Source organism: Lentzea jiangxiensis, assembly GCF_900104175.1.
GTDB classification, from domain to species: Bacteria; Actinomycetota; Actinomycetes; order Mycobacteriales; family Pseudonocardiaceae; genus Lentzea; species Lentzea jiangxiensis.
Genome location: NZ_FNIX01000011.1, coordinates 77,179 through 89,478 on the forward strand (window position 1 = coordinate 77,179; position 12,300 = coordinate 89,478).

A 12,300-nucleotide genomic window follows, 5' to 3' on the forward strand; every position below is an offset into this window, starting at 1 on the left:
CGTCCACTGCCAGCGGTTTGGAACGGCAACCATGACACGGGATCGCCGCAGGTAAACCTAGGTATGAGCAGGGGATGGCAGGCGTAGACAGAGGCTGCGTCTTACCTGTCAGGTTGTCGGTTCGAATCCGACCTGCCCCACCACAACGCCAGGTAGAAGCCTGTTCACTTGATCTCGCAACCGGCCTGACATGATCGAAGTCGACGTTTTGCCGACGGCATGCGCCGACATGGGGTTCAGCGGCAGGAGTGGACCGAGGTGCAGGCTGTGGCTCGCTGCCGACGGCAACGATCGTGAGCAGAAGTCCGAGAACGGTCAGCGGCACGATGATCAACGTCCAGATCAGCGTGCGGCGGATGGAGCGCAGCAGGATCACGGCTTCGGTCGTCGCCTGAACGCCGGCTTCCTCCACTGTCGCGGACGCGCGGACCCGCCATAGTGACGCCTCTGGCAGGCCGTTGTTCCACATCGGCCCGGCTCGGGACGTCCACCGGGCGGCGCCGGAGAAGTTCGGCGAGGTGCGGACGCTGGATCCCGACGCCATCGCGGACGTCGCGTGGCAGATGTTCGTGTAGCGGGACCGCGCGGAGGAGGTGTTCTCGGTCTTCTAGAGGTACGAACCGGGGGTGTGGCCGAGCGAGCGCCGGAAGACGTCGATGAACGCGCTGGCGGTGGCGAAACCGCACCGCAGGGCCACGGCGGTGACGGGCTGGCCTTCGGCGAGCAGGCGCAGGGCGTGGTAGAGCCGCAGCTGCGTGCGCCACTGGGGGAACGTCATGCCCATCTCGTCGCGGAACAGCCGGGTCAGCGTTCTGCCGCTCACGCCGGCCGAACGGCCCAGGGCGTCGAGACCGCGGTTGTCCGAGGGGTCGGTCTCGAGCGCGGCGCAGACCGCCGCGAGCCTGGGGTCGCGGGCGGCGGGAACGCGCACCGGTCGTTCGGACGCGGCGGCGAGCTGGTCGAGCAGGACCATGTGCATTCGTTTGCCCGCAGGGGTTTCTCGGTCTTCGAGCTCCGTATAAGCGATCAGCAGTTCGCGGAGCAGAGGGGAGACGGCGAGCGCTGTCGGTTCGTGGAGTTGCAACGGGTTCTGGGTCAGCCCGAGCAGATGCAGCCGTGTGACGCCGTACGCGCGGTGTGAATGCACTGCGCCAGAAGGAATCCACAACGCACGATGTGCGGGCGCGATCCACCTCGACGTCTCGGTGTGCACGGCCACGACGCCGCGGCTGGCGTAGACGATCTGGTTCTCGTCGTGCCAGTGCGCCGTGATGCCACTGGTGGCCGCCAGGTCGCGGCTCGTGGTCGGCGCCGCCGGCAGATGGCGAGAATGCGACATGCACCGGCAGAATATCGGAATCGCGAACGCTGTCGCGGGGCCAGGATCGGTGCGTGAGCAACTCCCGCCGGCGGATGTCGGTCCTGGTCGCCGGGCACGCGGTGAACGACCTCTACCAGGGCGCGGTTCCCGCCGTGGTGCCGTTCCTCGTCGCCGAACGCCACTACAGCTACGTCGCGGCGGCCGGGATCACGGTCGCCGCGACGCTGCTGTCGTCGGTCGTGCAGCCGCTGTTCGGCCACCTGACCGACCGGCGCGCGATGCCGTGGCTGGTCCCTGTCGGCATGGCGGTGGCCGGCGCGGGCATCGGGCTGTCGGGGTTGAGCGAGTCGTACCTGTTCACCTGGCTGGCGATCGCGCTGTCGGGTCTGGGGGTCGCCGCGTACCACCCGGAGGCGGCCCGCCTGGCGCGCCGGGTCGCGCAGGACAACCACGTCGGCATGAGCTGGTTCTCGGTCGGCGGCAACGCCGGGTTCGCGCTCGGGCCGGTGCTCGTCACGCCGGTCCTGGCGTTCGGCGGGCTGGCCTGGACCCCGTTGCTGGCCGTTCCGGCGGTGGTGGGAGGCACGCTCACGGCGTTGGCGCTGCGCGGCGTGCACGGTGCGGCGGCCTCGGTGGCGGACCGCCCCGGCCGGGACGACTGGGGCCAGTTCAGCAGGCTGACCGTGGTGATCGTCGCGAGGTCGATGGTGACGTTCGGGCTGGGCACGTTCCTCGCGATCTGGGTGACCCACCGCGTTGGAGGTGGTCCTGTAGCGGGAGCCGCGGCGTTGGTGGTGTTGTTCGGTGCGGGCGCGGCGAGCACCTTGCTCGGTGGCGTGCTCGCCGGTCGGTGGGGACGCGTGCGCGTATTGCAGGTGTCCTATGCCGTGGCGGTGCCTGCCGTCGCGGGGATCGCGTTGGTGCCGGGGCCTCTCGTGTACCTGATGGTGGCATTGACGGCCGTGGCGCTGTATGTGCCGTTCTCGCTGCACGTCACCCTCGGCCAGGACTACCTGCCGAACCGCGTCGGCACCGCCAGCGGCGTCACGCTGGGCCTTGCGGTGAGCGTCGGAGGTCTGGGTTCACCGGTGGTCGGCGCGATCGCGGGTAAGTGGGACCTGCAGTGGGGACTGCTGTCGCTCGTGGTGCTGCCGGTGGTCGCGTGGGCGGCGGCACGCGGCCTGAGGTCGCCTCGTTCGATGCGGGTTTGAGCGAGGATGGTTACGGTTGCAGGTGTGCGAGTGGCGACCTGGAACGTGAACTCCGTCAAGCAACGCGTGCCCCGCCTGCTGCCGTGGCTCGACCAGCGGCAGCCCGACGTCGTGTGCCTGCAGGAGACGAAGCTGGCCGACGACGCCTTCACGGCGCTGCTCGGTGACTCCTTGAAGGAACGCGGCTACGAGTTCGCGCTGTTCGGCGAAACACAGTGGAACGGCGTCGCGCTGCTCTCGCGCGTCGGTCTGGACGACGTGGCCGTGGGTGTGGCCGGCGCACCGGGCTTCCCGCACGTCGAGGCCCGTGCCGTGGCGGCGACGTGCGGCGGCGTGCGCGTGCACTCGCTGTACGTGCCGAACGGCCGTGAGCCCGAATCGGACCACTACAAGTACAAGCTCGAATGGCTCGCCGCCCTGCGCGACGTGCTGGAGGCGGGTCCCGCCGACGCGCTGGTGTGCGGCGACATCAACATCGCCCCCGCCGACGCCGACGTGTTCGACCCCGACGCCTTCGCGAGCTCGACCCACGTCACCGAACCCGAACGCGCCGCCTTGGAAGCCATCAAGGCGTTGGGGTTCCACGACGTCGTGCGCGACCGCTGGCCCACCGAGCGGGTCTTCAGCTACTGGGACTACCGGGCCGGGATGTTCCACCGCGACCTGGGCATGCGGATCGACCTGATCCTCGCGTCCGACTCGGTGGCGCCGCGGGCCAAGGCGGCGTGGATCGACCGGCATGCGCGCAAGGGCACCGGACCGAGCGACCACGCACCGGTGATCGTCGATCTGGACGAGGCCCCGGACGGGGACATCGGGCCGGTGGTGCCACCGCCGTCGGCGCCGGGAGCGAAGAAGAAGGTCAAGCTCCCGCAGTCGAAGTGACCGGCCGCCGAGGTCCGGGCGGCGGCAGCGCCACGGTGAAGGCCGCCCCGCCCTCCGCTGCCGGTCCGGCCACGATCGTCCCGCCCATCCGCGTCACCAGCCCGTGCGCCAGCGCGAGCCCCACGCCGGTCCCGACCGGCCGCGACCCCTGGTACCGCGCGTGCAGCACACCGCGGTCGAACGCCACGGGGTAGTCCTCGGCGGCCAGTCCCGGTCCGCCGTCGCGCACCTGGAGCACCGACGACAGCGCGAGCACCACCGGGCGGCCGGCGGGGGTGACGCGCAGGGCGTTCTCCAGCAGGCCGTCGATGACCTGGCGGAGGCGGCGCGCGTCCGCCCGCACCACCGGCGAGGCCGTGACCTGCAGGGAGAACTCCACCCCGCGGGCGTGGCAGCGGGCGTGCCACACCTCGGCGGCCGAGCGGACGACCGGGTCCAGGTCCACGGCGGCCAGGTCCAGGCGGAAGTCGTCGGCGCCCAGGCGGGCCAGGTCGAGCAGGTCGGTCACCAGGCGGTCGAGGCGGCGGGCCTCGTCCAGGATCACGGTGCCGACAGGGGCCACCCGGTCACCGGAGACGACGCCGTCGGCCAGGGACTCGGCGAAGCCCGTCACGGCGGTCAGCGGGGTGCGGAGCTCGTGGGAGACGGAGAGCAGGAAGTCGCGCTGGCGGGACTCGCTGCGCTGCAACGCCTCCGCGAGCGAGTTCACGGACGCGGCGACCTCGGCCACCTCGGCGGCGCCCGCCACCGGGGCGCGGAGGTCGCGCCGGCCCGCGCTCATCGCGTGGGCCACGCCGGCCACCCGGCGCAGCGGCCGGGCCAGGTACGCGCCCAGGGCGAGGCCCGCCAGGGCCGCCACCAGCAGGCCGACGCCCAGGGCGAACACGACGTTGCGCACCAGTTTGCGGTAGGTGCCGCCGGTCTCGGTCTCCTGGACCAGGGCGAAGCCGCCCGCCCCCGACGGACGGGCCTCCACGTTCAGGCGGCCGCTCACCCCCGACACCGGAGAACCCGACAGCACCTCGCGCACGCCGACGTCCCGGGCCGCGCGGACGGCGGCGCGGTCGGACCCCGTCACCTCGCCGGTGGCGGAGATCCGGACGATCGCGATGCCCTGGCCCTCCAGAACCCGCTCGACGCGGTCGTTCGAGATCTGGCCGGCCACCACGTCGGCCTGCGAGCGCAGGATCTCGCGGCTCACCTGCTGCGACGTCGACAGGACGAGACGGGCCGAGACGAAGCCCGCGACGACGACGGCCACGACCACGACTCCCAGGCACACCAACGCGATCCGGGTTGCCAGGGTCATGACGCGTCCGCCGAGTAGCCGACGCCGCGCACCGTCCGGATCGGACTGGAGGCACCGAACTTGGCGCGCAACTGGGCGATGTGCACGTCTACGGTTCGTGTGCCGGCCACGGACGAATAACCCCACACGGCGCTGAGGAGCTGCTCGCGCGAGAACACCTGACGTGGGTTCTTCATCAAGTGGGCGAGCAGCCCGAACTCCGTGGAGGTCAACGACACCTCGTCATCACCGGCGAACGCACGCCGTTCGCCGACATCGAGCCGTACTGCACCCACCTGCAGAACGTCGGAAACAGGCCCGGAAGCGCGACGGAGGACCGTCCGGACGCGCAGGGCCAGCTCGCGCGGGCTGAACGGCTTGGTGATGTAGTCGTCCGCACCCAGCTCCAGGCCGAGCAGGCGGTCCACCTCGTCGTCGCGCGCCGTCACGAACAGCACCGGCGTCCAGTCACCGGCCGCGCGCATCGCCCGGCAGACCTCGATGCCGTTCAGCACGGGCAGGCCGATGTCCAGCACCACCGCCACCGGCGACAGCGACCGGACCGCGGCCAGTGCCGCGTCCCCGGAGGACTCCAGGTGCACGCCGAACCCGTCGCGCCGCAGGTACAGCGCGACCAGCTCCGCGATCGCCGGTTCGTCCTCCACGACGAGCACCAGGCCACGATCCACGCGTTCACCCCGGCTGGTTGATGTCCGACTCGATGCTGTTCAGCGTTGATTCCACATCATCGAGGTCCGGGGGCGGCTCCTCGGCCCGGCACGCCGTCAGCGAGACCAGCAGCGCCAGGGCGGCGACCCACCTCACTTCGCCCCGCAGTGCCGGGACTTGAACCCGGCGACCCGCTCGGCGGCCTTGCCCAGCTTCACGAGTTGCGCGTCGCGCAGCTTGAGCCGTGCGTCCAGCACGTCCGCGCGGGCGGTGTTGCCGGCCTTGCGGGCGTCGGCGGCCTTCTGCTCGATCCACTTCTTCGAGCCGAGCGTCTCCGGGCCGCCGTTGATCCTGTCCGTCAGCGCCTTCACGCGGGACTCCACCCGCGGCACCCGCTCGGAACAGATCTTCTGCACCTTCTCCGGGCTGATCGTGATCGCTTCCCGCGCCGACGCGGTGCCCGCGCCCAGCAGCAGCAGTCCCAGCACGAGCCCGCCGATTCGTGAAGTGTTCATGGCGCACAACGATGGCCGCCCACGATCAGAGCCGGGTGCGCCGAATGTTCGGGTTCTGCAAAGATCAGCGCAGCGCCACCCCGCGCACCGCCGCGGCCTGCTCCAGCGGGCGCATCCGGTCCCACACCCGCTCCGACCGCAGCTCCTGCGCCGCGCTCACCGCCCGCACGGCCACGGCCTGGCCCTGGTCGAGGTCGCCGTCGAGGAAGTGGCAGCAGGCCAGCGCGATCAGGCAGAACGTCCGGCTGCGCGTCATCGCCGGCCCGAACCGCTCGATCGCCTCGGACAGCGCCGGGATCGCGAGCCGGGTGTCGCCGAGCTCGGCGTGGATCACGCCTGCCATCGCGGTCAGGTCGGTCTCGTCGTGGAACCGCGCCCAGTCCGGCACGTGCGCCGAGTCGGCGGCCGCGAACGAGTCCTGCGCCTTGCCCAACGCCCGCAAGGCCTCCGCGGAACGGCCTTGGCGTGCGTACGCCCACGCCTCGTTCACGTACATGATGCTCGCCGCCAACGGTGCGGTAGCGCCCCTCTGGAAATACGCCAGCGCGTCACCTGTTGCGCCGTGGTGCAGATGCACGCGCCCACGCCGATAAACGATGTTGGTCGTCAGCTCTTCGTCATGGCGCGCGTAGTCCAGCGCGCGGTCGAAATGGTGATAGGCCGCCCCGACCTGGCCGCTGTCGAACGACGTCCACCCGGCGAGGTTGTGCAGGTCCGCGACGGCGGACAGCAGGCGTGCCCGCACCGCGTCCGACGCTTCGGCCGCGAGCAGTTGCTGGGCCCAGTAGATGCGGACGACGACGGCGTCCCGGCACGCCCCTCCTCCGTACCGGTAGTCCACGGAACGCAGTGAGCGCGTCTGCGACTCCAGCTGCTCGACGTCACTCGCGCCGATCCGGCTGGAGTGCGGGGGAGGGAAGTACGCAGGATTCGCCATGTAGTACACCTCTGCGCCGCCGTTGCACCCGAGAGTAGGACGCCTGCCTGCCGCTGGAAAGAGGGTGCCGTGCGAAGTGGAATTCGGCGCCGGTGAGGTTGAACAGGTATAAATCCGGGTGCAACGGCGCTCTTGAACAAGGGCATTGTTCTCGTCATGAGGCGACGCGGGCACCTGCGACAGGTGACCTCCTCCGAGACCGGCCACGCGACTCTCACAGCGGTGCTGAGCGCGGAAGACCTGGCGCAGGAGCTCGGCCTCGACCCCCACGCCCGGGTGACGTGCGGGCGGCACCGCTGCTGGCTGCACCAGTGCGTTGCCCTCCCCGAGCACGTCGTGCCCTTCACCGGGCAGCGCTGGTGCCGTCCGTGCCGCCGTGCGCTCGACGTGCACGTCGACGGGACGACCGCGGTCCTGTTCTGCCCGAGGTGCGGCTACGGCACTCCCGACACGGCGGCGAACCGCCAGGTCGTCCAGGCCTGCCGCACCAGCATCGCGGCGATGCACGCCCGGTAGGAACGCACGCCGGTGAAACGGCCCCGCCGGAATGACCCGGAAGCGTTAACCCTGGTGGGTGAAGGCGGCGATCTCCAGGAGGTAGCTCGGGGGCCGCCGGCTGTCCTCCGGCACGTCGAGCATCGCCCAGACGATGTGCCGGCCACCTCCGGCGGGCGTCTCGCCCATGGTGAAGTTGCAGACGGCGATGGATGCGATGTTGCGCCGCATGATGTGCCACTGCCTGAGGTCGAACCGCGCGGTCGTGCGCACGGCAACGGACAACTTGTCACCACGCATGCGCAGCAGCAGCGCCAGCGGGCTGTCGTCCTCGATGTGCGACACGAGCTCGACGGCGATCTGCGGGGCGACGTCGAGCAGCGACTGGACGCCCCACCGCTCGCAGGCGCGTTCGGTGATCCGCTCGGCCACGTGCGGCAGGCAGCGGCACGTCGGCAGCGCCGCGTCCACCCTGTCCTCGTGCTTGAGCCGCACGACCGCGGCCACCGCGGCCGCCGTCGACGAGTGCAGCGGGATGTGCCGGGGGAGCCCGCGGGACTCGAGCGTCGACCGCAGTTCGTGGTCGCTCACCACGAGGCTCAGCGAGATCCCGGGCCAGCGCGCCGCGGACAGCCAGACGACGTCGAACAGCACGAGCAGCGCGGGGGACTCGGCGACCAGTTCGTCCAGCTCCACGACGACGCCGACGAGCTCCTTGGTGGCGTGGTCGAGCAGCACGTCCTGCGCCCGCATGTACGTCACCCAGTCGAGCCGCCCGCTGAAGCGGACGACGAGGACACCGCTCTGCTCCCGGACGTCCACCACGAGACCGTCAGCGGTCATGATCGGATCCCCTCCCAGGCGCGTCCCAAGCCTTCAAGACTGACAAGGTCACCGCATGCGTCCTAGGGGGTAACTACCCGTGTTTCGCCGTTGGTACCTCCGGGGGACCGCGTTGCGACGGGAGATCGAGCCGACCTAGGGTGCCGCTGTGGGCAGTTCGCTTTCGGCAGGCCGCAAAGGCAATTTGCCTGCTGACACAACTACTTTCGTCGGCCGCAGGCAGGACGTGGCCGAGGTCAGGAGGCTGCTGTCCGAGTCCCGCCTCGTCACGCTCACGGGCGTCGGTGGCGTGGGCAAGACGAGGCTCGCGCTGCGCGTCGGCGGCGAGACCAGCCGGGCGTTCCGCGACGGGGTGTGGTTCGTCGACCTGGGCGGCGTCACCGAGCCGGACCTGGTCGTGCACTCGGTGCTCGAGCAGCTGGGCGTCCACGACGACACCGTCCGCCGGCACCGCACCGTCCTGGTGGAACACCTGCGCGACCGCCAGATGCTGATGGTCCTGGACAACTGCGAGCACGTCGTCGAGGCCACCGCCGACCTGGTGAGCGCGTTGCTGCGCGGTGTTCCCGGCCTGCGGGGGCTCGTCACCAGCCGCGAACGCCTCGGCGTCGACGGCGAACACCTCTGGCAGGTCACGCCGCTGCCGCGGGAACCGGCGCTGGAGCTGTTCGCCGACCGGGCCACCGCCGTCGAACCCGGATTCGTGCTCGACGCGCGCAACCGCGCCCGGGTGGAGCAGATCTGCGCTCTCCTGGGTGGAATCCCGCTGGCGGTCGAACTGGCCGCCGTCCGGCTGCGCGTGCTGTCCCTCGACCACCTGCTGTCCCGATTGGACGACACGTTCCGGGTGCTCGCGGACGGCAAGCGCGGCGGAGACCCGCGCCACCACACGCTGCACGCCGCCGTGGACTGGAGCTTCCACCTCTGCACGCGGGCCGAGCAGGTCCTGTGGGCGCGGGCGTCGGTGTTCGCCGGCACGTTCGACCTCCAGGCCGCCGAACGGGTCTGCTCCGGCGACAGCGTGGCGCCCGAGGACGTCCTGCGGTCGTTGATGGGCCTGGTCGACAAGTCGGTCGTCGTCTCCGAGCAGCACGCGTCCGGCACCCGCTTCCGGCTGCTGGAACCGTTGCGCCAGTACGGTCTCGAGAAACTGCGCGCCGCCGGCCGGGAGCAGGTCGTGCGGGAACGGCACCGCGACCACTTCACCGAGTGGGCCGAACGGCGCGAGCAGGAGTGGTTCGGCCCGGCCCAGCCGCAGATCTTCGCGCTCACCCGGCTGGAGCACGCGAACCTGCGCTGCGCCCTCGACTTCTGCTTCGAGCAGGACGGCGACCAGTGCGTGCACCTGGCCGGCACGCTGTGGTTCTACTGGGCGGGCTGCGGCATGCTCGGCGAGGGCCGCCACTGGCTCGACCGCGCCGTGGCGAGCGCGAAACCAGGCCCGTCGCGGGCGAAGGCGTTGTGGGTCAACGGGTACGTCGCGACGTTGCAGGGCGACATCCCCGCCTCGACGAGGATGCTCGACGAGTGCCGGGAGTACGCCCTCGCGTCCGGGGACGTGTCCGCGCTCGCCTACTCGACGCACCGCCTCGCCTGCACGCACCTCGTCGGCGACGACCTCGATCTCGCGGAGAGCCTGTTCGAGGAGGCGATGCGCCTCTACCGCGCTCAGGGCACGGTCAACAGCCACACCATGCTCGCCGGCGTCGAACGGGCGATCTCGGCGACGTTCCGGCACGACTTCGTCTCGGCGGAACGGCTCTGCACCGAGGCCAGGGCGGTCGGCGAGGAGCACGGCGAGCTGTGGGCGCAGGCCTACGCGATCTGGGTGCTGGCGCTGTGCGCGTGGGTGAGCGGTGACCTCGCGCGCGCCGACCGGCTCGGCAGGGAGTGCCTGCGGATCAAGCGCTCGTTCCACGACCTGCTGGGCATCGTGCTCGCGATCGAGGTGCTGGCCTGGATCTCGGCGTCGCAGGGCGACGCGGTGCGCGCGACGACGTTGCTGGGCGCCACCAACGAGATCTGGCAGTCGGTCGGCTACCCGATGTTCGGTTCGCGCTACTTCGGCGCCCCGCACGGCGACTGCGAGTCGGTGTCGGTGTCCGCGCTGGGGGAGCAGGAGTTCCGCGCGGTCTTCCGCAAGGGCATGGACCTCGAACTGGAGGACGCCATCGCGTTCGCCATCGGCGAGGAGCAGGCGCAGGACCCCGCCCCGGCCGCCTCCCCCACGCCGTTGACGCGGCGCGAGCAGCAGGTGGCCGACCTGATCGCCGGGGGCATGTCGAACAAGGAGATCGCGGCCAGGCTCGTGATCGCCCGCAGGACCGCCGAGGGGCACGTCGAGCGGATCCTGCAGAAGCTCGGGTTCACCTCCCGCGCCCAGATCGCGACCTGGGTGACCGAACGCCGCAACTGAGACACGTCGGCACCGATGAGTTCCGCGCGTCGCGCCTGTCCCACTTCCAGGACGACGGGCGGAAGGATCGAGCCATGCGGAAACTGGTCTACGGCATGAACCAGAGCCTCGACGGCCACATCGCCGACGCGAGCGGCGACATCGGCTGGGGCGCGTCGAGCGACGAGCTGTTCGAGTGGTGGCTCGAGCGGGAGCAGGCGATCGAGGTGTTCCTGTACGGACGCGGGCTGTGGGAGACGATGAGCTCCCACTGGCCGACGGCCGACCAGCGGCCGGACGCCACCGCGGCGCAGGCCGCGTTCGCCCGGAACTGGCGGGACACGCCGAAGGTGCTGTTCTCGTCCACGACGACCGGTGAGGCCGGGTGGAACACCCGCGTGGTGACCGGTGACGCGATCGCCGAGATCACCCGCCTCAAGGCCGGGGACGGCGGTCCGATGAGGGTCGGCGGTGCGGCGCTGGCCGCGGCGGCCATGAGGGCCGGGCTGGTCGACGAGTTCGAGGTCGTCACCCACCCGGTCCTCCTCGGCGGTGGCACGCCGTTCTTCCCCGCGCTGGACAGCCGGGTGGAGCTGGACCTGGTGCAGACGCGGACGTTCCCCGGCGGGGCGGTCCTGGCCAGGTACGAGAGGCGTTGAGCGGCTAGTCGACGCAGGGGACGCCGTCGTTCGGCGGCGGGGGAGGCGGGGCGCTCGCCAGCTCCGCCACCTTCGCCCGCACCTCCTCCTGGTCGACCTTGTTCACGTCGAGCCCGCCGAGGTGCGCGCCGCCCTCGATCGGCAGCGTGTCGAACCGCACCTCCGCCGGGATGTTCCGCGCGAACTCCACGAGGTCGAACCGGGCGTCCAGCACGACGTCCTGCTTCGCCATGTCGACCATCGCCTGCACCGCCGTCACGTCCGCGCCCTCGAGCCGCTTCGCCACGGCGGACAGGAACGCCTGCTGCCGCCGGGTGCGGTCGAGGTCGCCGTTCGGCAGGCCGTGCCGCTGCCGCACGAACGACAGCGCCTGGCCGGCGTCGAGGTGCTGCGGGCCGGCGGGGAAGTCCGCGCCGGACAACGGGTCCTTCGCCGGCCTGCGCAGGCACACGTCCACGCCGCCGAGCCCTTCGGCGATGTGGAAGAACCCGATCAGCGAGATCTCGACGAGGTGGTCGACGGGCTGGTCGAGGAACGCCGACACCGTCCGCACCTGCGCGCGGCGCCCGGCTTCCCGGCCCGCGCGTTCCAGCGCCCGCCTGTCGTGCGTCCCGGCGGCGCGCAGCCGGTCCTCCTCGACGATCTTGGCCCGGCCGTAGGCCTCCTTGATCTTGCCCTCGCCTCCCGACGACAGCGGCACGAGGTTGTCGCGCGGCACCGACATCGCGATGGCGGGGCCGGAATCGGGGATGCGCAGGAGGATCAGCGTGTTCGCGTTGTAGCCGCCGCGGTCGCTCTCGCCCGCCTGCATGCGGCGCAGCACGTCGTCGGGCAGCGGGTCGCCGTGCAGGTCGAGGCGGGTCGTGAGACCCATGATCAGGATGTTGCGGCCGGACTCCGAGCGGGGCGCGTCGTCCGGGATCGCGTACGACCGCTCGACCCCGGTCGAGATCGTGGACACCGTCGACCACGCGACTCCCGAGACCACGAGCACGACCGCGCACGCGGCCGACCACGCCGTGCGCAGCAGGAGCAGGACCGTGGTGCGGTGATAGCCGCCACGTGGTTGCATGAACAAGACA

The 12,300-nt window shown here is 71.2% G+C and carries 13 protein-coding genes; 5 read left to right on the forward strand and 8 right to left on the reverse strand.

Translation table 11 applies throughout. The features are described from left to right. Positions 1 to 607: 607 nt before the first annotated feature. Positions 608 to 1,339 carry an AraC family transcriptional regulator gene (locus tag BLQ91_RS25550; RefSeq protein ID WP_090100550.1) on the reverse strand — a complete coding sequence of 244 codons (732 nt, stop codon included), beginning with the start codon at positions 1,337 to 1,339 and terminating at the stop codon, positions 608 to 610. 74 nt (positions 1,340 to 1,413) lie between these two features. On the opposite strand from BLQ91_RS25550, the gene BLQ91_RS25555 reads away from it, so the two are divergent. Next, a complete protein-coding gene (locus tag BLQ91_RS25555; RefSeq protein WP_090100552.1) occupies positions 1,414 to 2,532 on the forward strand; it encodes an MFS transporter in 1,119 nt (372 codons plus the stop codon). Positions 2,533 to 2,556: 24 nt separating this feature from the next. Next, positions 2,557 to 3,417 (forward strand): exodeoxyribonuclease III, encoded by an 861-nt coding sequence (locus BLQ91_RS25560; RefSeq protein WP_245733807.1) that lies wholly within the window; start codon positions 2,557 to 2,559, stop codon positions 3,415 to 3,417. Here the strand turns inward: BLQ91_RS25560 and BLQ91_RS25565 are convergent. The 5 genes from BLQ91_RS25565 to BLQ91_RS25580 form a co-directional block, all read right to left on the reverse strand. Then, positions 3,395 to 4,726: a sensor histidine kinase gene (locus tag BLQ91_RS25565; protein WP_090100556.1), complete on the reverse strand. Its 1,332-nt coding sequence runs from the start codon at positions 4,724 to 4,726 to the stop codon at positions 3,395 to 3,397. The genes BLQ91_RS25560 and BLQ91_RS25565 overlap by 23 nt on opposite strands. After that, positions 4,723 to 5,394, reverse strand: a complete 672-nt coding sequence (locus BLQ91_RS25570; RefSeq protein WP_245733808.1) for a response regulator transcription factor — start codon at positions 5,392 to 5,394, stop codon at positions 4,723 to 4,725. The genes BLQ91_RS25565 and BLQ91_RS25570 overlap by 4 nt, the downstream gene beginning before the upstream one ends. Before the next feature lie 4 nt (positions 5,395 to 5,398). Beyond that, positions 5,399 to 5,530: a hypothetical protein gene (locus tag BLQ91_RS43420; protein WP_275677198.1), complete on the reverse strand. Its 132-nt coding sequence runs from the start codon at positions 5,528 to 5,530 to the stop codon at positions 5,399 to 5,401. Further along, on the reverse strand, positions 5,527 to 5,889 hold the full coding sequence (locus BLQ91_RS25575) for a hypothetical protein (protein ID WP_143022806.1): 363 nt from the start codon (positions 5,887 to 5,889) through the stop codon (positions 5,527 to 5,529). The genes BLQ91_RS43420 and BLQ91_RS25575 overlap by 4 nt, the downstream gene beginning before the upstream one ends. Before the next feature lie 64 nt (positions 5,890 to 5,953). Continuing rightward, the gene (locus tag BLQ91_RS25580) at positions 5,954 to 6,826 is read right to left on the reverse strand and encodes an NsdA family TPR-like regulatory protein (RefSeq protein WP_143022807.1); all 873 of its coding nucleotides are present in this window, start codon (positions 6,824 to 6,826) and stop codon (positions 5,954 to 5,956) included. 156 nt (positions 6,827 to 6,982) lie between these two features. Here BLQ91_RS25580 and BLQ91_RS25585 point away from each other — a divergent pair, with 156 nt between their 5' ends. Further along, entirely contained in the window at positions 6,983 to 7,342 is a 360-nt protein-coding gene (locus BLQ91_RS25585) for a hypothetical protein (RefSeq protein WP_090100562.1), read from the forward strand. A 45-nt stretch (positions 7,343 to 7,387) separates the two neighbouring features. Here the strand turns inward: BLQ91_RS25585 and BLQ91_RS25590 are convergent, their stop codons facing one another. Continuing rightward, on the reverse strand, positions 7,388 to 8,164 hold the full coding sequence (locus BLQ91_RS25590; protein ID WP_090100564.1) for an STAS domain-containing protein: 777 nt from the start codon (positions 8,162 to 8,164) through the stop codon (positions 7,388 to 7,390). Positions 8,165 to 8,390: 226 nt separating this feature from the next. Between BLQ91_RS25590 and BLQ91_RS25595 the strand changes: the two genes are divergently transcribed. Together BLQ91_RS25595 and BLQ91_RS25600 are read left to right on the forward strand one after the other, a co-directional pair. Beyond that, positions 8,391 to 10,580 carry an ATP-binding protein gene (locus tag BLQ91_RS25595; RefSeq protein WP_176959956.1) on the forward strand — a complete coding sequence of 730 codons (2,190 nt, stop codon included), beginning with the start codon at positions 8,391 to 8,393 and terminating at the stop codon, positions 10,578 to 10,580. A 74-nt stretch (positions 10,581 to 10,654) separates the two neighbouring features. After that, complete coding sequence (locus BLQ91_RS25600) at positions 10,655 to 11,218, forward strand: dihydrofolate reductase family protein (protein WP_090100568.1); 564 nt, start codon at positions 10,655 to 10,657, stop codon at positions 11,216 to 11,218. A 4-nt stretch (positions 11,219 to 11,222) separates the two neighbouring features. On the opposite strand, the gene BLQ91_RS25605 is transcribed toward BLQ91_RS25600, so the two are convergent. Further along, a complete protein-coding gene (locus BLQ91_RS25605) occupies positions 11,223 to 12,290 on the reverse strand; it encodes an LCP family protein (RefSeq protein ID WP_090100824.1) in 1,068 nt (355 codons plus the stop codon). Positions 12,291 to 12,300 lie beyond the last annotated feature (10 nt).